This window comes from Streptomyces sp. NPDC088746 (assembly GCF_044751065.1).
GTDB lineage: Bacteria > Actinomycetota > Actinomycetes > Streptomycetales > Streptomycetaceae > Streptomyces.
Map to the genome: position 1 here is coordinate 386,604 of NZ_JBIVLA010000003.1, position 22,569 is coordinate 409,172.

General features: G+C 71.8%; 19 protein-coding genes. 6 read left to right on the forward strand and 13 right to left on the reverse strand.

The window, feature by feature from the left end; translation table 11 throughout:
- Positions 1-30 precede the first annotated feature (30 nt).
- From ACIP63_RS16215 to ACIP63_RS16240, 6 genes are all read right to left on the reverse strand, one after another.
- Positions 31-945 (reverse strand): PfkB family carbohydrate kinase, encoded by a 915-nt coding sequence (locus tag ACIP63_RS16215; protein WP_401515993.1) that lies wholly within the window; start codon positions 943-945, stop codon positions 31-33.
- A complete protein-coding gene (locus ACIP63_RS16220) occupies positions 942-1,931 on the reverse strand; it encodes a zinc-dependent alcohol dehydrogenase family protein (RefSeq protein ID WP_401515995.1) in 990 nt (329 codons plus the stop codon). Before ACIP63_RS16220 ends, ACIP63_RS16215 begins: the two co-directional genes overlap by 4 nt.
- A complete protein-coding gene (locus ACIP63_RS16225) occupies positions 1,931-2,815 on the reverse strand; it encodes a carbohydrate ABC transporter permease (protein ID WP_401515998.1) in 885 nt (294 codons plus the stop codon). Before ACIP63_RS16225 ends, ACIP63_RS16220 begins: the two co-directional genes overlap by 1 nt.
- Positions 2,812-3,777: a carbohydrate ABC transporter permease gene (locus tag ACIP63_RS16230; RefSeq protein WP_401516000.1), complete on the reverse strand. Its 966-nt coding sequence runs from the start codon at positions 3,775-3,777 to the stop codon at positions 2,812-2,814. Before ACIP63_RS16230 ends, ACIP63_RS16225 begins: the two co-directional genes overlap by 4 nt.
- On the reverse strand, positions 3,774-5,132 hold the full coding sequence (locus ACIP63_RS16235) for an ABC transporter substrate-binding protein (RefSeq protein WP_401516003.1): 1,359 nt from the start codon (positions 5,130-5,132) through the stop codon (positions 3,774-3,776). The genes ACIP63_RS16230 and ACIP63_RS16235 overlap by 4 nt, the downstream gene beginning before the upstream one ends.
- A gap of 172 nt (positions 5,133-5,304) precedes the next feature.
- The gene (locus tag ACIP63_RS16240) at positions 5,305-6,066 is read right to left on the reverse strand and encodes a DeoR/GlpR family DNA-binding transcription regulator (protein WP_393754743.1); all 762 of its coding nucleotides are present in this window, start codon (positions 6,064-6,066) and stop codon (positions 5,305-5,307) included.
- Between the two features lie 441 nt (positions 6,067-6,507).
- Here ACIP63_RS16240 and ACIP63_RS16245 point away from each other — a divergent pair, with 441 nt between their 5' ends.
- The 3 genes from ACIP63_RS16245 to ACIP63_RS16255 all read left to right on the forward strand — a co-directional run bounded on the left by ACIP63_RS16245 (position 6,508) and on the right by ACIP63_RS16255 (position 9,812).
- Positions 6,508-8,223, forward strand: a complete 1,716-nt coding sequence (locus ACIP63_RS16245; RefSeq protein WP_401516007.1) for a lysyl oxidase family protein — start codon at positions 6,508-6,510, stop codon at positions 8,221-8,223.
- Between the two features lie 148 nt (positions 8,224-8,371).
- Positions 8,372-9,157 carry an SAM-dependent methyltransferase gene (locus tag ACIP63_RS16250; RefSeq protein ID WP_401516009.1) on the forward strand — a complete coding sequence of 262 codons (786 nt, stop codon included), beginning with the start codon at positions 8,372-8,374 and terminating at the stop codon, positions 9,155-9,157.
- 25 nt (positions 9,158-9,182) lie between these two features.
- Positions 9,183-9,812, forward strand: coding sequence for a class I SAM-dependent methyltransferase (locus ACIP63_RS16255; RefSeq protein ID WP_401516012.1), 630 nt, complete (start codon positions 9,183-9,185; stop codon positions 9,810-9,812).
- Positions 9,813-9,827: 15 nt separating this feature from the next.
- Here the strand turns inward: ACIP63_RS16255 and ACIP63_RS16260 are convergent, their stop codons facing one another.
- The 4 genes from ACIP63_RS16260 to ACIP63_RS16275 form a co-directional block, all read right to left on the reverse strand.
- Entirely contained in the window at positions 9,828-12,533 is a 2,706-nt protein-coding gene (locus ACIP63_RS16260; RefSeq protein ID WP_401516015.1) for a SpoIIE family protein phosphatase, read from the reverse strand.
- Positions 12,534-12,632: 99 nt separating this feature from the next.
- Positions 12,633-13,646 carry an NAD(P)/FAD-dependent oxidoreductase gene (locus ACIP63_RS16265; protein WP_401516018.1) on the reverse strand — a complete coding sequence of 338 codons (1,014 nt, stop codon included), beginning with the start codon at positions 13,644-13,646 and terminating at the stop codon, positions 12,633-12,635.
- A complete protein-coding gene (locus tag ACIP63_RS16270; RefSeq protein WP_401516021.1) occupies positions 13,643-14,170 on the reverse strand; it encodes an isoprenylcysteine carboxyl methyltransferase family protein in 528 nt (175 codons plus the stop codon). The genes ACIP63_RS16265 and ACIP63_RS16270 overlap by 4 nt, the downstream gene beginning before the upstream one ends.
- Positions 14,171-14,183: 13 nt before the next feature.
- Positions 14,184-15,242 (reverse strand): type III polyketide synthase, encoded by a 1,059-nt coding sequence (locus tag ACIP63_RS16275; RefSeq protein WP_401516023.1) that lies wholly within the window; start codon positions 15,240-15,242, stop codon positions 14,184-14,186.
- A gap of 119 nt (positions 15,243-15,361) precedes the next feature.
- Between ACIP63_RS16275 and ACIP63_RS16280 the strand changes: the two genes are divergently transcribed.
- Entirely contained in the window at positions 15,362-16,249 is an 888-nt protein-coding gene (locus tag ACIP63_RS16280; RefSeq protein ID WP_401516026.1) for a UbiA family prenyltransferase, read from the forward strand.
- Positions 16,250-16,303: 54 nt separating this feature from the next.
- On the opposite strand, the gene ACIP63_RS16285 is transcribed toward ACIP63_RS16280, so the two are convergent.
- The 3 genes from ACIP63_RS16285 to ACIP63_RS16295 are packed head-to-tail and all read right to left on the reverse strand — an operon-like array spanning position 16,304 to position 19,496.
- Positions 16,304-17,203, reverse strand: a complete 900-nt coding sequence (locus tag ACIP63_RS16285) for a carbohydrate ABC transporter permease (RefSeq protein WP_401516029.1) — start codon at positions 17,201-17,203, stop codon at positions 16,304-16,306.
- Positions 17,200-18,159 (reverse strand): carbohydrate ABC transporter permease, encoded by a 960-nt coding sequence (locus tag ACIP63_RS16290; RefSeq protein ID WP_401516032.1) that lies wholly within the window; start codon positions 18,157-18,159, stop codon positions 17,200-17,202. The genes ACIP63_RS16285 and ACIP63_RS16290 overlap by 4 nt, the downstream gene beginning before the upstream one ends.
- Complete coding sequence (locus ACIP63_RS16295) at positions 18,156-19,496, reverse strand: extracellular solute-binding protein (RefSeq protein ID WP_401516035.1); 1,341 nt, start codon at positions 19,494-19,496, stop codon at positions 18,156-18,158. Before ACIP63_RS16295 ends, ACIP63_RS16290 begins: the two co-directional genes overlap by 4 nt.
- A 465-nt stretch (positions 19,497-19,961) precedes the next feature.
- Between ACIP63_RS16295 and ACIP63_RS16300 the strand changes: the two genes are divergently transcribed.
- Positions 19,962-20,876, forward strand: coding sequence for a diiron oxygenase (locus tag ACIP63_RS16300; RefSeq protein WP_401516038.1), 915 nt, complete (start codon positions 19,962-19,964; stop codon positions 20,874-20,876).
- A 9-nt stretch (positions 20,877-20,885) separates the two neighbouring features.
- On the forward strand, positions 20,886-22,535 hold the full coding sequence (locus ACIP63_RS16305; protein ID WP_401516041.1) for an FAD-dependent oxidoreductase: 1,650 nt from the start codon (positions 20,886-20,888) through the stop codon (positions 22,533-22,535).
- Positions 22,536-22,569: the final 34 nt, after the last annotated feature.

Below are 22,569 nucleotides of genomic sequence, written 5' to 3' on the forward strand. Positions count from 1 at the left end.
TGCGCATGTCCACCCCGGCGGCGCGCCCCGTCAGATACCGGCGGGGGCCGAGGGCTCCGTGCCCGCCCGTGCGCACACCGAGGCGGCCGTCTCGGAGGCGAACGTCAGCATGTCCCTCACCTCCTCCGGGTACGGCGTCGCCGTGAAGGAGCCCAGGGCCCCCATGCGGCTCAGCAGGCCCGCGGTGAACGCGTCCCCCGCGCCGATCGTGTTGACCACCTCGACCGGTGTGGCCGCGACGGAGACGGGCGGTGCGGTCGCCGTGTACGCCGTGCTGCCCCGGGCGCCCCGGGTGAGGACCACCAGCCGTCCTCCCGCCGCCAGCTCCCGGCAGGTCTCCTCCGGATCGGCTCCGGGCCACAGCGTCGCCAGGTCCTCGTCGCTGACCTTCACGACGTGGGCGAGTCCGCACAGTGCGCGCAGCGCCGCCGAGCCGTGGTCCGCGCCCAGGGTGCGGTCCCGGCGGACGTTGGGGTCCACGACGAGCAGGGAGTGCTCGGCGGCCGCGGCGGCGGTGGCCCGTACGGCCGATGCCGCGGGCCCGACGACGGCCGCGAGCCCGCCCGCGTACACGGCCCCGAATCCGGCGGCCCGCGCGGACAGGTCCGGCAGCCGGAAGGTCGCCGTGTCCTGGAGGTGGAAGTGGTAGCCCGTCCCCCCGGCCCCCGGCTCGGCGACGGCCAGTGCCGTGGGCAGGCCGGAGCGTTCGCAGAGGGTGAGGTCCACCCCGGCCGCCCGCAGCCGCTCCTCTATCGTGCGGGCGAAGCCGTCGCCGCCCAGCCCTCCGGCGAACGCCACCGGGGTGCCGAGCCTGGCGAGCCCGACGGCGACGTTGGCCGGGGCCCCGCCGAACTGCGCGGCCCGCAGGGCGCCGTCCCCGGCCACGGGCACGAGGTCGACGAGGGCCTCTCCGAGTACGAGGACGGCTCCGGGCCCGCCCGTCACGGCTCGACCACGATCTTGCGGCCGATGCCCGCCTTGAAGCGGTCGATGGCCTGCGGGTACTGGTCGAGCGGCAGCCGGTCGCTGATGAAGACGGCAGGGTCGAGGACCCCGGTGGCGAAGAGCGCGGCGGCGCGTTCGTAGCTGTGCAGGACGGCCATCGAGCCGGTGATGGTGATCTCCTGGTTGTAGATGCGGTACGGCTCGATGACGGCCGTCGTCGCGTAGTCGGCGACCCCGAACTGGAGGAAGGTCCCTCCCTTGGCGACGCGTCCCAGGCCGTCCTGGATGGCGGCCGCGTTGCCCGTGGCGTCGATGACGACGTCCCAGCCGGCGGGCCGCTCCAGCTCGTCGGCCCCGGCGGCCGACCGGGAGCAGCCGAGGAGGCCGGCGGTGGCCAGGCGGTCGGGGTTGACGTCCAGGACGTCCACGCTCGCGGCCCCGGTGCGCTTGGCGAGTTCCAGCATCATCAGGCCCATGGTCCCGGAGCCGTAGATCAGTACCTCGGCGCCGAGGGTGCCGCTCAGTACGTCGTAGCCCCGCACGGCGCAGGACAGCGGCTCGATCAGGGCGGCGTCCTTCACGTCGATGTGCTCGGGCAGCCGGACGCAGTTGGCGACGGGTGCCACGGCGTACTCGGCGGCGCCCCCGGAGACGGTGACGCCGATGGCGGCCCAGCGTTCGCAGAGGTTGCCGCGTCCGCTGCGGCAGTAGCGGCACTCGTGGCAGTGCAGGGAGGGGTCGACGGCGACGCGGTCGCCGATGGCGAGTTCCGTGACGTCACGTCCGACGCCCACGATCTCCCCGGCGAACTCGTGGCCGGGGACCAGCGGCAGGGAGGGCGCGAACTCGCCCTGGAGGATGTGCAGATCGGTGCCGCACAGCCCGCAGGAGGCGACGGACACGACGACGTCGCGGGGGCCGGGGGTGGGGTCGGGGACGGTGGTGACGGAGATCTTCCCGGGTGCTTCGACGATGGCTGCCCGCATTATTTCACTGCTCCGAGAGACAGGCCCTGGACGAGTTTGTCCTGGGCGGCGTAGCCGGCGGCGAGCACCGGCAGGGACACGACGACGGACGCGGCGCACAGCTGGGCCAGGAAGAGGCCCTGGCTGGTGACGAATCCGGTGAGGAAGACGGGTGCCGTCTGGGCGACGACGCCGGTGAGCACCCGTGCGAAGAGCAGCTCGTTCCAGCTGAAGATGAAGCAGATCAGCGCGGTGGCCGCGATGCCGGGGGCGGCCATCGGCGCGACCACCCGGGCCAGGACGGTCGGCAGCCTCGCGCCGTCGACCTGGGCGGCCTCGATGACCGACACCGGTACGTCCGCGAGGAAGGACTGCATCATCCAGACCGCGATCGGCAAATTCATCGAGGTGTAGAGCAGGACGAGGAGCCAGATGTTGTCCAGCATCCCGGCGTTCTTGGCGAACAGGTAGACGGGGAGGAGCCCGGCGACGACGGGCAGCATCTTCGTGGACAGGAAGAAGAACATCACGTCCGTCCACTTGCGCACGCGCCGGATGGACAGGGCGTACGCCGCCGGGAGCGCCAGCAGGAGCACCAGGACCGTGGAGAAGAACGAGGCGCCCAGGGAGTTGAGCAGGGGCGGCCACGGGGTGACGCCGGTGTCGGCGCCGAAGAAGGCGCGGTAGCCGTCGAGGGTGAGCGGCGCGAAGAGGGAGGGCGGGTTGGTCGCGGCGTCGGACTCCGCGTGCAGCGAGGTCAGCAGCATCCAGAGCGCGGGCAGGCAGAAGGCGAGTCCCGCCGCCCAGGCCAGCAGGCCGAGCGCGGCGGAGCGCCGTCGGGCCCGTCGCAGGACGCGTCGCGCGGACGGGGCGGGCGCGGGGACGGTGGCGGTGGCGGTGGTCATGCGCGGTTCGCCTCCTCACTGAAGAGGGACGAGACGGTCCGGAGCGCGAAGGTGGCGATGATGATCGTGCCGATCACCACCACGACTCCCGCGGCGGACGCCAGTCCGTATTCGTGGGCCTGGTAGAAGGTCTGGTAGATCGTGTAGGGAAGGTTGGCGGTGTCGAGTCCGCCCGCGGTGATCGTGAACACCGCGTCGAAGTTCTGCACGATGTAGACGGCCCCGAGCAGGACGCCGAGTTCGAGGTACCTGCGCAGGTGCGGCAGCGTGAGGTAGCGGAAGGTCTGCCAGGCGCTCGCACCGTCCAGACGCGCGGCCTCGACGACCTCCGCGGGCCGGCTCTGGAGGCCGGCGAGCAGGATCAGCATCATGAACGGCGTCCACTGCCAGACCAGCGCCGCGATGACGGCGAGGAGCGGCATGTCCGCGATCCAGTCCGGCTGGCTCGGGCTGGTGTCGCCGAAGAGGTCCCCCACCCAGCTGAGCGCGCCGTTGAGGAGGCCGTACTCCGGGTTGTAGAGCGCGTGCTTCCACAGGAGCGCGGCGGAGACGGGCACGATCAGGAACGGTGTGATGAGCAGGGTACGCACCATGCCCCGGCCGAAGAACGTACGGTCCAGGAGCAGCGCGAGGGCCAGCCCGATGACGACGGTGGCGAGGACGACGCCCACGGTCAGCAGGATCGTGGTGAGGACCGAGTCGCGGAGCGCGGCGTCGGTGAAGACGGACGCGTAGTTGTCGAGCCCGTTGAAGGCGCGTTTGTCGGGGCTGAGGGAGTTCCAGTCGAAGAGGGAGATCACCAGGGTCGCCACGAACGGCAGCTGGGTGACGACGATCAGGAAGACCAGCGCGGGCAGGAGTGGGGCCCTGGTGGCCCAGGCCCTGGCGCGGTTCGCCCTGGGGGCCGGGGCCGCGGGTGGCCGGGGTGGTGACTGGGGGGTGGTGCCGACTGCTGTGGTCATCGGTACTCCTTGGCAACCTGTTCGGCCAGCTTCTGGGAAGCGGCCAGCGCCTTGTCGACGGACTGGCGGCCGGCGATGGCCGCGCTGATCTCCTGCGCGACCCTGGTGCCGAGATCGGTGAACTCGGGGATGCCGACGAACTGGATCCCCGGGACGGGGCGCGGCTGGGTGCCCGGGTTCTTCGGGTCGGCCCCGGAGATGGCCTTCTCGGTGACGTCCGCGAAGGCACCTGCCGCCTTGCGGTATTCGGGGTTCTCGTAGGTGGAGGCGCGTTTGCCGGCCGGGGCGTTGGACCAGCCGCTGGTCTCACCGACGAGCGACTCGTACTCCTTGCTGGAGGCCCAGGAGACGAACTTCCACGCGTCGTCCGCCTTCTTGGACGCCTTCTGGATGCCCCAGGCCCAGGTGTAGAGCCACCCGGAGCTCTTGGTCTCCTCGACCGGCGCGGGCACGTAGCCGATCTTCCCCTTGACCGGGGATCCCGCCGCCTCCAGCGAACCGGCGCCCGCCGTGGCGTCGTACCACATGGCGGTCTTGCCCTGCGTCATGTTGTTGAGGCACTCGGCGTATCCGGACTGGGAGGCGCCGCGCTCGCCGTGCTTGCGCACGAGGTCCACGTAGAACTGGGTGGCCTTCTTGAACTCGGGTGAGGTGAGCCGGGGTTTCCAGTCCTCGGTGAACCAGGTGCCACCCATGGTGTTGACGACGGTGGTGAGCGGGGCGACGAGCTCGCCCCAGCCCGGCAGTCCGCGCAGGCAGATGCCCTTCATGCCGGACTCGGCGCCGTCCGCCCGCGCCGCGAGCTCCGCCACCTCGGTCCAGGTGGGGTGCGCGGGCATCGTCAGCCCTTTCGCGTCGAAGACGTCCTTGCGGTACATGAGGAAGGACGACTCGCCGTAGAAGGGTTCGGCGTAGAGCTTGCCCTCGGCGGTGAGGGACTCCCTCAGGGGTTCGAGGATGTCGTCCTGGTCGAAGGCGGTGTCCTCGGCGGCGTAGGTGTCCAGGGGGTGCAGCCACTCGTTCTTCGCGAAGAAGGGCACTTCGAAGTTGCTGATGGTGCCGACGTCGTACTGGCCCGCCTGGTTGGAGAAGTCCTGACTGATCTTGTCGCGGACGTCGTTCTCCGGGAGCACCGTGAAGTGGACCTTGATGCCGGTCTCCTCGGTGAAGTGCTCGGCGGTGAGCTTCTGAAGCTCCAGCATCTGAGGGTTGTTCACCATCAGTACGTTCAGCGCGTCACCCCCTCCGAAGGCGGTGCCGCCTGCTCCGGCGCACCCGGCGGCGAGGAAGGCCATCACTGCCGTGCCCGCGACCGCACGCACGCGGGTCCCACGGCGTCGTTGCTGGTGGGGCATAGATTCTCCTGATCGGTCGTAGCGGCTCACGGATCGGTGCCCGTGCCCTCCGGCTCTCCTGACGGTTCCGGGCATGGCGGGGCTGCCCTCCGGCCCCGGCCTCCCTGGGGGAGGCGGGGACGGAGACGGGGGGCGGTGTGAAGTTGTGGGGCGGGGTGTTCCCGCCGTCGTGTCAGACGCGGATGACGTTCGGGCCGAGCAGGGAGTAGCGCTGGGCTTCCGCCGAGGGCAGACCGGTGTCGGTGACGACGGCCTCGAAGTCGCCGACACCGGCGAAGCGGCAGAAGCTCACCGCTCCGAACTTCGAGTGGACGCCGGCGAAGACACGGCGGCGGGCGCTGCGCATGGCCTGCGCCTTGACCTCGCCGACCGCCGGGTCCGGGGTGGTCAGCCCGTACTGGCGGGAGATGCCGTTCGCACCGACGTACGCCAGGTCGATGACGAAGTCGGCGAGCATCCGGGTCGCCCAGTGGTCGACGGTCGCCATGGTGCTGCCGCGCACCCGCCCGCCGAGGAGGAGCACGGCGGTCTTCTCCGAGTCCGCCAGGACCGTGGCGACGGCCAGGGACGCCGTGACCACCGTCAGCGGCCGGTCGCGAGGAAGCGCTTCAGCGATGAGCTGCGGGGTGAAGCCCTCGTCGACGAAGACCGTCTCGGCGTCACCGAGCAGCTCGGCGGCGGCCGTCGCGATCCGTGACTTCTGCGGTACGTGGTGCGTGGTGCGCATCGCCAGGGTGGTTTCGAACCCGGCGCTCTCGACCGGGTACGCGCCACCGTGCGTGCGCCGGACGAGCCCGTGCTCCTCCAAGGTGTGCAGATCGCGCCTGATGGTCTCCTTGGCCACCTCGAACCGTTCGGCCAGCCGGTTCACGTCGACCGAACCGTCCCGTCGGGCCGTCTCGAGAATTCCCCGGCGGCGTTCCTCGGTGCCCACGACACATCCCTGCGCTAGTGCGAATCAGCCGTGGGCCCGGCGTCCGTTCGGGCCCACGCATTGTTTGTACAAGCAGAAACGGCTGCACGACCAGCTTCTTCGCGCCACGGCCTCTGCCCGTTCCTGCCCGTTTCCCCGCAGGTCCCCACGCTGGTGGTCCGCCCGCCGGTGGTGACCGGGTGCCCGCGCGGCGCCTGCTTCGCCCGCCGGCACGCCCGTTTCGCGCCCGTCAGCGGTCACACAGGCGTCGGGCCCCTAGCACAGCACTCCCGCGGTCGCGGCGAGAACAGCAGAGAAATGTCTGATTGCGCACCTCCAGGCACGATTTCGGCCAACATTCTGGGCCTCGGGAGCCCGCGGACAACCTCCGGACGTGTTCGCCCTCTCTCATGGGCAAAGCGACTCCACCGCCCCGACGGGGCATCCGGACATCGGAGAACGATGAGCAGCAGAACCCCCCGCAACCGCCTGTGGCGTCCGGCTGTCGCCGCGGCCGCGGCGATCACCGTGACCGCCGGCGTCGTCGCCGCGGCGCCCGACAGCAAACAGGCAGCTCCCGTCCCCCAGCTCGGCCTGGTCGCCGCCTCGAAGTCGGTGACGCTCGACTCGTGGAAGGAGGACCCGGGCGTCTACCTGGACCTCGGGACGTATCTCACCGCTTCCGGAGCCCCGCTGGAACTGCGGGTGACCCGTAAGAGCTACAAGGACCCGGTCGTCGCCACCCAGGTCATCCACGAGGGGAACAAGACGCGGACCAAGGCCCTGCCCAAGGGCCTGGTGAAGGACTTCTCGGGGCTGCCGGACTTCGTCCGGATCACGGTCCGGGACGCCGCGGGCAAAGCCGTCGTGAACCGTACGGAGTCGTTCTGCCCGAACAACGCGTCGGGCCGGATCCAGCCCGACGCCCCGTCCACGTCGAAGTATCCCGAGAGCTGCCCGACGAACCCCTTCACGCTCGGATCGGTGTGGGGCGTCGAGAAGGGCTGGGCGTCCAACACCTACGCGGGCTACTACGCGGCGCCGGTCGCCCTGCCGGCCGGGACGTACACCGCGGAGGTGGCCGTCACCCAGCGCTACCGCGAGCTGTTCAAGATCGCTGACGAACCGCAGACCGTCAAGGTGACCGTGCGCGAGCGCAGTTGGGAGGAGGAGAGCCCCGCCGGCGCCGCGGGCGCCCGTTCCGCGTCGGAGCACGCGGCCCACGGGGCCGGGCACTCGGGTCACGCCGGTCACACCGCCGCACGCACTCCCGCCCCGGCGTCCGCGACCACCGGCGCGGGTCCCTCGTACAACGTGGGCCACGGCCCCCACCCGCCGGCGCCCGCCGCCGTGCCGTGGGCCGCCAAGCGCGAAGGCCTCCGGTCGGCGCAGGGCGACGGGCAGGGGCGCACGGACGGCTCCCGGCAGGCGCCCGCGGCACAGCCGAACGCGCAGCGTCCGACGGGCCGGGCCGCCGTTCCGGACGTCCCCAAGCCCGACCTGCGCTCCCTGCCCGCCTACGGGATCACCATCGGGCAGGGCGACGCGGACGCGCCGGGCAAGGACTATCTGGCCTTCAGCGCCAACGTGTGGAACGCGGGCCCCGCACAGCTGGTCGTGGACGGCTTCCGCAAGCCGGGCAACGAGCTGATGGACGCCTACCAGTACTTCTACGACGCCTCGGGCAAGCAGGTCGGCTACACCCCGACCGGCACCATGGAATGGGACCCCCGCCCGGGTCATGAGCACTGGCACTTCACCGACTTCGCGAGCTACCGGCTGCTGAAGGCGGACCAGAAGGAGACCGTGCGCAGCGGCAAGGAGGCCTTCTGCCTGGCCAACACCGACGCGGTCGACTACACGGTGAAGAACGCCAACTGGCACCCGGACAACACCGATCTGTCCACGGCGTGCGGCCAGGAGAACTCCATCTCCGTACGGGAGGTGCTCGACGTGGGTTCCGGTGACACGTACACCCAGGACCTTCCGGGCCAGTCCTTCGACATCACCGGCCTTGCGAACGGCACCTATTACATCCAGGTGCTGGCCAACCCGGAGAACCGGCTCAAGGAGACCGACCTCGGCAACAACAGCGCCCTGCGGAAGGTGGTCCTGGGCGGCAAGCCCGGCGCCCGCACGGTGACCGTGCCCAAGCACGACCTGGTCGACGCACCCTGAGACCCGGCCTGCCACGACGGCCCCCGGGACCTGCTCCCGGGGGCCGTCGTGGTCGCGCGTGGGAGGTCAACGACTGTCTCCCGTCCACGAGTTGCTGTGGCAGACTTCGCAGGCGGAGCGGTTCACCTCATCTGCGACGGAGCGCGTCATGACCACTGGGACACCCCGGCCCCCGATCGACACCAGCAGGCCCCACTCTGCTCGCGTGTACGACTCGCTGCTCGGCGGCAAGGACAACTACCCGGTGGACCAGGCGGTGGCACAGCACCTGCCGGCCGAGGCGAAGGCCGGTGCGTTCCAGAACCGCGCCTTCATGAACCGAGCGACGGCCTGGCTGGCCGGCGAGGGGATCAGCCAGTTCCTCGACATCGGCACGGGGATCCCGACGGCGCCGAACCTGCACCAGATCGCCCAGGAGATCGATCCGCGGTCACGGGTCGTCTACTGCGACAACGATCCCATCGTCCTGCGCCACGCGGAGGCACTCCTGGTCAGCAGTCCGGAAGGGGCCACGGACTACGTCCACGCGGACGTGCTCGAACCGGGCACGATCATCGAGGCGGCCCGCAAGGTCCTGGACTTCGACCGGCCCATCGCCCTCTCGCTCCTGGGTCTTCTCCACTTCCTGCCGGACGACCAGGACCCGCGGGCCATCGTGCGCACACTGGCTTCCGCACTCGCGCCGGGCAGTTACGTGGTGCTGTCGCAGGGCGCCTCGGACGTGAACCCCGAGCGCGGCGAACAGGGTGCGGCCGAGTACGGCAAGGGGGGCATCCGGCTCGCCCTGCGCACCCGCGCGGAGTTCGCCGGCTTCTTCGATGGCCTGGACATCGTCGAGCCGGGTCTGGTGACGGCTCCCGAGTGGTTCCGCGGCACGTCGGCCCCCGAGCAGGAGTTCAGCGGCGTCTACGTCGCGGTCGCCCGTATCCCGTAGGCACGGTCCGGAAGGGGACGTATCCATGACCGAGGACCACCAGCACGCGGCGGCCGGGACGTTCGACGCCATCGGGGCCGACTACGAGACGGCCTTCGCCGGCTCGGCCGCGCACCACGACTCGCTGGACCGGCTGCTGGAGCGGCTGGCGCCGCACAGCAGGATCCTGGACGTCGGCAGCGGGACGGGCCGGCCGACCGCCCACGCCCTGGCCGCCGCCGGGCACGAGGTGCTGGGTGTCGATGTCTCGCCCGTCATGGTGGACCTGGCGTCCCGCAGGGTTCCCGGGGCGACGTTCCGCCGGGCGGACATCCGGGAGGTCCCCCTGGAGAGGGAGAGTTTCGACGCCGTCTGCGTCTATTTCTCGCTCCTGCAGATGTCGCGCGACGAGCAGCGTGCGCTCGTGCGCCGTCTGGCGGAAGCGCTCAGGCCGGGCGGTCATCTGGTCCTGGCGACCGTGCCGCTCGACGTGGAGGGCGTGAGCACCGTGTTCATGGGCCAGGAGGTGCGGGTGACCAGCTTCGGGCCCGAGGCGCTCAGGGCGCTCGCGACCGATGCCGGGCTGACCGTCGTGCACGAGACCGGAACGGTTTTCACCCCGGACCGCCCTAGGGCAGTGCCGGAGCCCCATCTGTTCCTGGACTGCCGCCGGTGACCCGCCGGGATCGTGTCACCCCGGGCCGTTGATCTCCGGCTGCAACAGTTGTTCCGTCCAGATGACCTTGCCGCCGTCGTCGGTGTAGCGGGTGCCCCAGCGTTCGGCCAGCTGGGCGACGAGGAACAGGCCCCTCCCTCCCTCGTCCATGCTGGCCGCCTGGCGCAGATGGGGTGAGGTGCTGCTGCGGTCGGACACCTCGCAGATCAGCGTCCGGTCCCGGATCAGCCGTACGCGAATCGGGCCGTTGGCGTAGCGGATGGAATTGGTGACCAGTTCGCTGAGGATCAGCTCGGACGTGAATGCCTCCTCGACCAGGTTCCACTCGTTCAGCTTGCGGGACACCTCGGAGCGCACCCGCGCGACCGCGGAGGGATCGGACGGCACGTCCCACTCGGCCACGTTCTCGGGGGCGAGACAGCGGGTGCGTCCGACGAGCAGCGCGATGTCGTCACGGGCCTTGGCGGGCACCAGGACGCGGAGCACGGCCTGGCAGGTCTCCTCGGGTGTCCGGTCGGGGTGCCCGGCCAGGGTCTCGCGCAGCGTCTCCAGGCCCTCGTCGATGTCGCGGTGCCGCTCCTCGACGAGCCCGTCCGTGTAGAGCACCAGACGGCTGTTCTCCGGAAGCTCCAGGTCGAGGGTCTCGAAGGGCATGCCGCCGAGCCCCAGGGGCGGGCCGCCCGGGACGTCCGCGAACACGGCCTCGCCCTCGGGGCTGACGATCACCGGCTGGAGGTGGCCCGCGCGGGCCATGGTGCAGCGTCCGGACGTCGGGTCGTAGATCGCGTAGAGGCAGGTGGCCCCGGTGACGCCGCCGCCTCCCTCCGAGCCCTCGGCCGACTCGTCCTGGTCGATGCGGGCGACGAGCTCGTCCAGGTGCCACAGCAGCTCGTCGGGCGGCAGGTCCAGGGTGGAGAAGTTGTGGACCGCCGTGCGCAGGCGCCCCATGGTGGCGGCCGCGTGGAGCCCGTGCCCGACCACGTCCCCCACCACGAGGGCGACCCGGGCGCCGGGCAGCGGGATGATGTCGAACCAGTCGCCGCCGACACCGCCCAGCCCGCCGAGCCCCGCCTGCGCGGGGAGGTACCGGTAGGCGGCGTCGATGGCGCTCTGGTCGGGGAGCCCCTGCGGCAGCAGGCTGCGCTGCAGGGTGACCGCCACGTTGTGCTCACGGGAGTAGCGGCGCGCGTTGTCTATGCTCACCGCGGCGCGGGCGACGAGCTCCTCCGCGACGGACAGGTCCTCGTCCTCGAACGGCTCTGGTGTCTGGGCCCGCCAGAAAAGGGCAGCGCCGAGAAGCACACCCCTGGCCCGCATCGGGACGGCCATCATCGAGTGGAATCCGCTCTCCACGATGCGCTCGGCGCGTTCCGGGTTCTGCTGCTGCCAGCCGGCGCGCCGTGCCAGGTCGGTGTCGAGGACGGCTTCGCCCCTGAGCAGGCCGGCCCCGAGGTCCGTGGTCTCGACGAAACGGATCACCGAGCCGAGCGGGTGGAGCCCCGTGTCGTCGCGGGGGCCGCTGAAGGCCGAGCGGCGCATGCCGTCGGTGGTGGCCCGGGCGGCCGTGGGTTCCTCGCCCCGCAGCACTCCCTCGGCCAGATCGACGGTGGCGTAGTCGGCGAAGCGAGCCGTGGCGAACTCCGTCAGCTCCTCGCACGTCCGTACGACATCCAGCGCGGTGCCGATCTCCGTGCCCGCGTCGTAGAGGAGCTTCAGCCTGCCGCGCGCCATGGCGGCGCTGCCCGTGAGCGCCTGCAGCTCCGTGGTGTCACGCAGGGTCGTCACGATCCCGGGCGGCCCGCCGTGCCTGTCCGTGGCCCGCTGGCTGATGGCCAGGACGCGGTCGCCCACGGAGTACACCTCGTCGGTCGCGCTGCGCCCCGAGGTCAGCAGTCCGGTGGTGACCGGGTCGAGTCCGAGCTCCGCGACGGGCGTGCCCTCGATGTCCGGGGGGAGGTGCAGGAGCCTTCGCGCCTCGTCGTTGGCCAGCAGCAGCCTCCCGTCGCCGCCGACGATGAGCACGCCCTCCCGCACGGCGTGCAGAACGGCGTCGTGGTGCTCGTACATCTGGGTCATCTCGGTCGGGCCGAGCCCGTGGGTCTGGCGTTTCAGGCGTCTGGTGACGAGTGCGGTGCCTCCCATGGTGAGCAGCAGGATTCCCGCGGCCGAACCGAACAGGAGGGGGAACTGGTTGTCGGCGGCCCCGCTGACGCTCTTGATGGTGATGCCCGCGGACACCAGGCCCAGGACCCGGTTGTCCGCACCCTTCACCGGCACGACGGCCTGGACGAGCGGTCCGATGGTTCCGTCGACCTTCTCGGTGACGACACGGCCCTCCAGGGCGGGCCCCACCGTGCCGACGAACTTCTTGCCGATCCTGTCGGGCAGCGGATGCGTGTAGCGGACGGAATCGAGGTTCATGACGACGATGAAGTCGACCCCGGAGCCCTTGCGCGCCGCCTCGGCCTTGGGCTGGAGTACGGCGGTGGGATCGGGGCTCCGCAGAGCCGCGTCCAGGCCGGGGGCGTTCGCGAAGGTCTCGGCCACGGCGACCGAGCGATTACGGGCTTCCCGTTCGCTGTCGGCCCGCGACTGCAGCACCAGCGCGGCCACGGATGCAGCGACGAGCAGCACCACGATCGCCACCTGCAGGAGAAAGACCTGACCAGCGAGGCTTCTCATCCGGAGAAACGAACGCGGGCGGCCGTAGCGTCCGGCCATGTCCCCCTTTCTACACGGCTTCCCGCTTCCTCGCCGCCCCGCCGTACGGGCGGACGCGTGCCCGAACCGGGGCGGGGCGGCACCCGGTCGAAGTGGTGGCTACTGCAGGGCGTGCACCGCGGCGGCGAAGAGCCCGGGCATCCGGTGGGCGGCGGGCACGATCAGCCCGGCGGTCCAGGGGTGTCCCGCGGCACCCAGCAGCGCTCCGGTGAGCAGGCGGTGCCGTCGCGTCAGCCGCGCCCACTGCGCGGGGTAGGCCTCGGGGCGGCCCGCGGCGAGGCAGTCGACGGCCGCCGAGGCGGTCGCCGCGGCCAGGGCGATGCCCTCGCCGGTGAGCGCGTCGACGTAACCCGCCGCGTCGCCCGCCAGCAGGACCCGGCCGGCCCTCGGCGCGCTCGCGCTCCGGCGCAGCGGGCCGGCGCCGCGCACGGGGCCCGCCTCCAGGCCGCGGAGCCTGCGGGCCAGGGCGGGGAAGGCGGAGAGGTGCTGCTCGTGGGAGCCCCGGTGGCGGCTGAGCACGGCGACGCCCACGAGCCCCTCCCCCACCGGTGTCACATACGCCTCACCGAGCCGCGACCAGTGGACTTCCACGAGGTCCGTCCAGGGGGCGGTCCGGTAGTGCCGCCGCAGCCCGTATCTGCGGGGTGCGGCGCAGGGGCGTTCCAGGCCGAGCGCACGGCGCAGCGGTGAGTGCAGCCCGTCGGCGGCGATCAGCCAGCGGGCGGTCAGCCCCGCCGCCGTGACGCTGTCGGGCCCCTGGTGCACCTCCGCCGCCCGGCCGGCGATCACGCGTACCCCGAGATCCTGGGCGCGCCGGTGCAGGGCGGCGTGGAGCTCCGTGCGCCGGACGCCGAGTCCGGGGCTGCCCCGGAAGGCCGCCTCGGCCTGTCGGGGGCCCTCGACGTACCGGATCCCCCGGAGTTCGCTGCCGGCCGGAGTGACCCCCAGGGCGCGCAGGGCCGCCACTCCGCTGGGCATGATTCCCTCGCCGCAGGCCTTGTCCACGGGCATGGGGCGGGGTTCGACGACGACGGCCTCCAGTCCTGCCGCGGCGGCCCGGATCGCCGCCGCGAGGCCGGCCGGTCCGCCGCCCGCCACCAGGATGTCGATCACGCGCGTGCGTCCGCTCCGACGAGGCGGGCCAGCGCGCCGTCCTCGCAGCGGATGCGTACGGTCATGAGCGCCGCGTTGCCCACGGTGAACAGGACGGCGGTCACCCAGGCGCCGTGCACCAGCGGCAGGGCGGCCCCCTCGGCGGCGACCGCCACGTAGTTCGGATGGCGCAGCCACCGGTAGGGCCCGCCCGTCACCAGGGGCAGGCCGGGGACGACGATCACCCGGGTGTTCCAGCGGCGCCCCAGCGTGCGGACGCACCACCAGCGCAGTCCCTGCGCCAGGACCACCACCGCGACCATGGCCCAGCCGGACCAGGGCACGAACGGGCGGCCGGCCAGCCATGTCTCGGCGAGACAGGCGGCGAGGAGCCCGGTGTGCAGGGCCACCATCGCCGGGTAGTGTCCACGCCCGGCTTCGGTGCCGCCCCGGGCCAGGCTCCAGCGGGCGTTGCGCAGCGCCACCGCGAGCTCGGCCAGGCGTTCGGCGGCGACGGCCAGCACGAGGGCCGTGTACCAGATCATGTGTTCCTCCGGACTACCAGCGCAGCAGCACCAGTTCGCAGCAGAAGCCGGGGCCCATGGCCATCAGCAGACCGGGCGTTCCGGGCTCGGGTCTCCGCCGGTCCATCGTGTCCCGCAGGACGTGCAGGACCGAGGACGACGACAGGTTGCCGACCTCGGCCAGCGAGCGCCAGGTGACGTCCAGGGCGCCCTCGGGCAGGGACAGGACGTCGGCGACGGCGTCCAGGACCTTGGGGCCGCCGGGATGGCAGACCCAGCGGGCGACGTCCTTCGGTTTCAGCCCGTGCTCCTCCAGGAAGCCGCTGACGTCATCGGCCAGATATCGGCGTACGACGTCGGGGACGGCCGGGTCGAGGACCACCCTGAAGCCGGAGCCGCGGATGTCCCACCCCATGACGTGCCCGGTGTCCGGGTACAGGCGGCTGCGGGTGTCCACCACCACGGGGCCGTCCACCGGCGTCCTGTGGCCGTCGCCGACGAGGACCGCCGCCGCGGCGCCGTCGCCGAACAGCGCGGTGGCCACCAGGTTGGCGGGGCTCGCGTCGTCCCGCTGGAAGGTCAGGGAGCAGAGCTCGACGGAGAGCAGCACGGCCACCTGGCCGGGCCGGCCGTGCAGGTAGTCGTGCAGCCGCGCCACCCCGGCGGCTCCGGCGACGCAGCCCAGGCCGAAGACGGGGAGACGCTTCACGTCGGGGCGGAGACCGAGACGCCCGACGAGCCGTGCGTCGACGGAGGGGGCGGCGATCCCCGTGACCGAGGTGAACAGAAGCAGGTCCACGTCGGCGGGGCGCAGTCCGGCCTTGCGCAGCGCGCCTCGGACGGCTTCGGCTCCGAGGTCGACGGCCGCTCCGATGAACACGTCGTTCGCGGCCCCGAAGCCGTCCAGTTCGCCGTAGCGCTCCAGGGGCAGCACAGTGTTCCGGGTGCGCACGCCCGCGTTGGCGTGGATCCGGTCGAGCACCCGGCGGTCGGTGCCCGCGGGCAGACAGGTGCGCGCCACCATGTCGGTGACGTCGCCCTGGGTGTGGCGGTGCGGCGGCAGGACTCCGTGCACGGCCGCGATCCGGGTCACCCTGGCCACCGCTTCGGAAAGGTCATGCCGCACATCCTGCCCACAGAACGGGACAAATCGGAGCACATGTGGCGCGCGGCTGCCGTGTTCGTACGCCTCGGTGTCCTTACGATCGCCCCGTGGACACCACGGACCGGCCCCCGGCGCACGCGCCCTCCCTCCGCCTGTCCGGCCCGTGGCCGGGGCTCGCACTGTCCTGCCATCCGGGGCCGGTGGTGGCGGTGACCGCGCTCGTCACCGCGCTGGCCGTGAGCTCGGGTCCGGGGAGCGGCCGCCGGGTGCTGGTCGCCGCCGCCGTGCTGACCGGGCAGCTCTCGGTGGGGTGGTGCAACGACGCGTTCGACGCTCTGCGCGACGCCGAGGCCGCGCGGCCGGGCAAGCCGGTGGCCCGGGGCGAGGTGAGCCGAAGTGCCGTGTGGGGCGCGGCGTTCACCGCGCTGTTCCTGTGCGCGGTGCTGTCGCTCGCGTGCGGTGGAGCGGCGGGGGCGGCGCATCTGACCGGGGTCGTCGCGGCGTGGGCGTACAACCTGAGGCTCAAGGGGACGGTGATGTCCTGGCTGCCGTACGCGATCGGCTTCGGCGCCCTCCCGTGTCTGGTCACCCTGAGCCTCCCGGGGAGCCCCTGGCCCGCGTGGTGGGCGGTGACGGCGGGTGCGCTCCTCGGCGTCGCGGCCCATCTGGGCGACGTGCTGCCGGACATCGAGGAGGACCTGCGGGCCGGGATCCGCGGTCTGCCCCAGCGGCTGGGCCCGGTCCGCACGCGGTTCCTGCTGCCCCTCCCGCTGGTGGCGGCCACCGCGGTGCTGGTCCTGGGCCCCGCGGGGATGCCGGGCGGGTGGGGTGTCGCCGTGCTCTCCGGTGTGGCTCTCTGCGCCGTGGCGGCGACGACGGTGTACGCGGGTCGACGGCCGGTCAGGGCGTGGCGCAAGGCGGCGCTCGGGGGGACGGTGGCGGTGGCCGCGGCGGATGTGGCGCTGCTGCTCGCGCGGGGCACGGAGATCGCCTGACGGCCCGTACGGACGTGGTGCCGTCCGTACGGGCCGTCAGCTCCGGCGTGGCCGTTACTGGCCGGCGAGACCGGTGTGCGCGATACCGCGCACGATCTGCCGCTGGAAGAAGGCGAAGACGATGAGGAGCGGCATCCCGGCGATCACGAGCGAGGCCATGATCTGGGCGTACCGGACCCCGAAGGACGACTGGACGTTGACGAGGCCGACGGGCAGGGTCATGCCGCCCGGGTCGGTGGTCACGAGGAACGGCCAGAGGAAGTTGTTCCAGGTCGAGATGAAGGTGAAGATCGCCACGGCCGCCAGCACGGGCCGGGACAGCGGGATGACGATCGTCCAGAACACCCGCCAGCGGCCGGCCCCGTCGCAGAAGGCGGCCTCCTCCAGTTCCCGGGGCACGCCCTCGAAGAACTTCACCAGGATGAACACCATGGCGGGCACGGCGACCTGGGGCAGGATCACACCCCAGTACGTGTCGACGAGGCCGAGCTGGACCATCTCGCGGAACAGGGGCGCGATGAGCACCTGCGGGGGCACCATGATGCCGGCGAGCACGAGCCCGTAGAGCAGCCGCCGGCCGCGGAAGTCGGTGCGGGTGAACCCGTAGGCGGCCATCGCGCACGTCACGACGGTCAGCAGCGTGGTCATGACGGAGATGTACGCCGAGTTCATGAGCCAGACCATCAGGTCGCCGGACTCCCAGACCTTGCTGTACGCGTCGAAGGTGACGCGCGAGCCGATCCAGGAGAGCGGTGTCTTCGTCGTGTCGCCCTCCGGCTTCAGGGAGGTGGCGACGGCCCAGGCGAGCGGCAGGAGCCAGGCCGCGGTCAGGAGCAGGGCGATGACGAGGAGGACGATCCTGCCGGGCGTCCAGCGCGGGCGGCGGCCCCCGGCGTCGGCGGACCGCTCCCGGCGGGGGGTGGGGCGGGTGGTGACGGTGGTGGAACCGCTCACTTCGCGGCCTCCTCAGCTCGGCGCCGGGACAGCAGCGGCTGCACCAGGGAGACGGTCAGGATCAGGGCGAAGAAGATGTACGAGACGGCGGAGGCGTAGCCGATGCGGTAGCCCGTGAAGCCCTGCTGGTAGACGTACTGGAGGATCGGCCGGGTGGAGTCGTCGGGGCCGCCGCCGGTCATGATGTAGACCTGGTCGAAGATCTTCAGCGAGGCCAGTACCTGGAGGACCACGACGAGCCCGGTGGTGCGGCTGAGCATCGGCAGGGTGATGTGCAGGAGACGCTTCCCGGCGCCCGCGCCGTCCAGTTCGGCGGCCTCGTAGAGATGTGCCGGGATGGCCTGGAGTGCGGCGAGGTAGAGCAGGAAGTTGAAGCCGACGGTCCACCAGACGGTGGTCGCCACGATGCTGAGCATGGCGTACCGCTCGTCGGTCAGCCATCCGATCTCAGGCGTCAGCCCGACGGCGGCGAGCATCTGGTCGGCGAGGCCGAAGTCGGACGGCAGGATCATGTTCAGGAAGAGCAGGCAGACGACCCCGGACGGCAGCAGGAACGGAGCGAACCAGCTGAGCCGCCACAGCCACTGCACCACCCGCAGCTGGTGGGCGAGCAGGGCGAGCACGAGGCCGACGAGGACCAGGGGGACGGTGGACAGGACCGTGAACCAGACGGTGTTCCACAGCGAGGACCACACCTCGGGGTCGCGCACGGCTTCGGCGTAGTTGTCGAGGCCGACGAACTCACCTCCGGTGCCGGTGATGTTCTCGCTGGTGAGGCTCATGTGCAGGCCGGACATGAGCGGCCAGATCAGGAAGCCGGCGTACACGAGGAGGAAGGGCGCGATGAACACCAGGCCGTGTTCGGTCCACTTCCTGTGCACGGCGCGGGCCGGGCGCCCGGCCGCACCCTCGGCGGGCTTCGCGACGGGTGCCGGCGCCGCGGTGGTGGAGGTCATGACGCGGCTCCCGGGAGGGGGTTGCGGGTGTCGAGGAGTGTCCGCAGCCGGGCCTTGGCCTCGGTCAGGGCGTTGCGCGGGCTCCTGGAGCCGGTGAGGACCCCGGAGAACACGGCTCCGAGCTCGATCCACAGCCGGGAGGCGGAACCGGCGAACCACGCGGGTTCGTCCAGCGCCACGTCGTCGATCACGGTGCGGTACTCGGACTGCGGCTTCAGGGCGAGATAGGCCGGATCGTCGAGCACCGGCAGATAGGCGGGCACGTGCCCGCCCTCGGCCCAGGCCACGGAGTGCTTCAGCATCCAGGCGACGAGCGTGTGGGCCGCCTCGTTCGGGGCTCCCCCGCGGTCCGCCTGGTGCGGCAGGACGAAGGCGTGGCAGTCGGCCTGCGTGGCCGCGGTCCCGAAGAGCGCGGGTATGCGGGTCATGGAGAACGGGAGCCCGGTGGTCTTGAAGGTGGTGATCTCCCATTCGCCGTTGAGGTGGAAGGCGGTCTTCCCGCCGTTGAAGACGCCGATGGATCCGGCGTAGTCGACGCGGCGCACCATCAGCCCTTCCTCGACGAGCCGGGCCAGGTACTCCAGCACCCGCAGCGCCTTGGCGTCGTCGAGCGCGAGGCGCTTGCCGTCCGCGGAGAGCACCGTGCCGCCGGTCTGCGCGTAGAAGCTGGAGAAGAGACGCCAGGGCGTGATGCAGTCGGGCCCGAGCGTCTCGGTCACCAGGCCCGGCTGCCCGGTCGCCTTCTTCGCGGCGCGCAGTGCGTCGGCGAAGTCGTCGGCACCGGTGATCGGCTTGAGCCGGCCGCCCGACATGAGTCCGGCCTTCTCGCAGATCTCGGTCTGGTAGTAGAGGACGAAGGGGTGGGTGTCGAGCGGGACGGCGTACTGCTTGCCGTCCACCTGGCCCCGGCGCCAGATGTCCGGCGGGAAGTCCTCCTCCCGTATGCCGCGTTCGGCCAGCAGGTCGAGGTCGAACGGGTCGAGGAGCCTGCCGGGGGCGAAGCCCGCGAGCCGGGCGAGGTGCAGGGCGGCGAGCTCGGGGGCCCGTCCCCCCGCGCCGGCCATGCCGAGCTTGGTGTAGTACGGGGCGCCCCACTGCAGGGTCGAGGCCTCCAGGGCGATCTCCGGGTGCCCGGACCGGAAGTCGTCCAGCATGGCCTGCATGTTGACGCCGTCACCGCCGCCGAACAGGTGCCAGTACCGCAGCAGGGTCTGTCCCGGGCCCGCGGCGGTCGCCGGTGCGGCGCAGCCGGACAGGGAGCCCAGGGCTCCGGCGGCGGCCAGGGCGCCGGCACCGCCCGCGAGGGCTCGGCGCCGGCTGAGGAGGGGTGGTTGCATGGCGGCTCGTCTCGGCTCGTCTCTGAGGTGCGGGGACGCGTGAAGGGGAGGCGTACGTTCGATATTTCGACGCGTGACCGCCACTTCGGACGGGACCGTAGGCCCGGGAAAACGTCGCGTCAATGACTCGCGCTGAAATTGCGAACGATGTTCGACATCGCGAACAGCCGGACCTCTCCCAGGCATGGCGCCGACGGAACGGGAAGGCGTGCGCACGGGCGCGCGCGAGGAGATGTCGCGGGGATGCGCACACATTTCTTACTGGGGGGTAGGCCCACCCGGCCGCCTTGCTATACCTTCCGTCTAACAAGGAGGACGGAAGGCCGTCCGGCCGGGACCGGCACCGGTCCCTCGCTCACGGCTGCCGCCGTCTCCCGTCGGCGGTCCGGCATATGACGGGCCGTCACCGGCATCGCACATGTGACAGCACCAAGGAACATCACTGACGAACCGAGGAGCCGCACCATGGCAAGCAGCACTGTCCGGCCGGATGCCGAGGACCGGCCGCCCGAGGACCATCTCACCCGCCGCCTGCTCGATTCGGCGGCCACGCTGGCGTACGACCCCGCCACGGAGGTCGACTGGGACACACCGCTGGACAAGGACTTCCACGGTGCGAGCCCTGAGTGGAGCACCCTGTACGGCACCGCGTACTGGGCCGAGCTGACCGAGGACCAGCGCAAGGAACTGACGCGCCAGGAAGCCGCCTCGGTGGCCAGCACCGGCATCTGGTTCGAGATGATCCTCCAGCAGATGGTCCTGCGCGACGTCTACGCGAAGGACCCCACCAGCGCGGACGTCCAGTGGGCACTGACCGAGATAGCCGAGGAGTGCCGGCACTCGATCATGTTCGCCCGCGGCGCGCAGAAGCTGGGCGCCCCGCCCTACCGGCCGCACCGGCTCGCGGTGGAGCTCGGGCGGGCGTTCAAGACGCTCGCGTTCGGCGAGGCCGCGTACGCGGCGATCCTCGTCGCCGAGGAGGTCCTCGACGTCATGCAGCGCGACTGGATGCGGGACGAGCGGGTCGTGCCCTTCGTCCGCACCATCAACAACATCCATGTCGTCGAGGAATCCCGGCACATGAAGTTCGCCCGCGCGGAGACCCGCAGGCACCTCAGCGGTGCGGGCCCGGTGCGACGGCGGATCAACGCCCTCGTCATCGCGATCGCGTCGTACGTGATCGTCACCAGCATGGTGAACAAGGACGTGTACGCCAACGCAGGACTCGACGGGAAACGTGCCGTCGAGGAGGCGAAGGCCAACGAGCACCACAAGTCGATGATGCGCTCGAGCTGTTCGGGCCTCATGGAGTTCCTGGCCTCGGCCCGGCTGCTCACCAAGCCCGCCCTGGCGTTCTACAAGCGTGCCCATCTGATCTGAGCGGACGAGATGACCTACGCCATCACCCAGACGTGTTGCGGCGACGCCACCTGTATCTCGGTGTGTCCCGTGAACTGCATCCACCCGACCCCGGAGGAACCGGACTTCGGCCGGACGGAGATGCTGTACATCGACCCGAAGTCCTGCATCGACTGCGGTGCCTGCGCCGACGCCTGCCCGGTGGATGCCGTCTTCCCGGTGGACAGCCTCCCCTCCTCGCAGCAGGAGTACGGCCCGCTCAACGCGGCGTACTTCGCTGACCGGGAGCCCGCGCCGGCTCCCGGGGGGCCGAACTTCCACGTGTGGGGAGAGCCGTCTTTCGACCGCAGTCTGCCGTCGGACTTCGGGCCGCTCCGGGTCGCGGTCGTGGGCACGGGGCCGGCCGGGATGTACGCCGCCGAGGACCTGCTGCTGCACACGGGCGCCGAGGTGACGCTGATCGACCGGCTGCCGGTCGCGGGCGGGCTCATCCGCTACGGTGTGGCGCCCGACCACCTGTCCACGAAGAAGGCCGGAGACACGTTCGCCAGGTTCCACACGCATCCGAGGGTGCGCATGTGCCTCGGCCTCGAGGTGGGCAAGGACATCACCCCGGAGGAACTCGCCGCACACCACGACGCGGTGATCTACGCGGTAGGCGCGTCGGCCGGCCGCCGGCTCGGGATACCCGGTGAGGACCTGCCCGGCAGCATCTGCGCGACGACGTTCGTCTCCTGGTACAACGCCCATCCCGAGGTCGCCCCGGACGCCGTGGACCTGTCCGCGGAGCGGGTCGTCGTGGTCGGCAACGGGAACGTGGCCCTCGACGCGGCGCGGATCCTGGTCTCGGACCCCGGTGCCCTGGCGGCCGGGGACATCGCCGGACACGCGCTGGAGGCCCTGCGCGCGGGCTCGGTGCGCGAGGTGGTGCTGCTCGGGCGGCGGGGGCCCGAGGACGCGGCGTACACCAGGTCCGAGCTGCTCGCGCTCAAGCACCTGCCCGGTGTGGAGCTGGTGGTCGACGGCCACGACCCGAGGACCGGTGCCGCGATCGAGACGGCGGAGCCCGGTGACAGGGCCGCGCTGCTGGCGGATGTCGCCCGCGAGGAGGTGGACTGGTCGCGCCCGCCGCCGGCGGGGCGCCGTATCGTGTTCCGCTTCCACTCCGCGCCGGTGGAGGCGCTCGGTGACGGCGGTGTCCGCGCGGTGCGGGTGAGCGGCGGCGACGCCGGCCGGGAGATACCGGCCGGGCTGCTGCTGCGGGCTGTCGGCCAGCGTGGACTGCCGGTCGCCGGGCTGCCGTTCGACGAGGCGACGGGGACCGTTCCGCACGAGGGCGGCCGGGTGACGGGCCGGCCGGGAACGTACGTCGTGGGATGGATCAAGCGCGGCCCCTCGGGCGGCATCGGGGCCAACCGGACCTGCGCCGCCGAGACCGTGGGCACGCTGCTCGACGATGCCGTCGCCGGCTCGCTGCCCGCGCCCGAGCAGGGGGCGAAGGCGTTCCGGCGCCTCGTACGCCGCCGTAACCGGCGGATCGTGGACGCCCGCGGCCTGGCGGAGATCGAGCGTGCCGAGCTCGCCCTGGGCCGCCGCGACGGCCGCCCCCGGGTCAAGCTGGCGACGCTGCCCGAGCTGGTGGCGGCGGCGCGGGGCGGCCGGCGGCGCATCCCGGGCTGAACACCCGTCCCGGCCCGTCGGGTTCACCGACGGG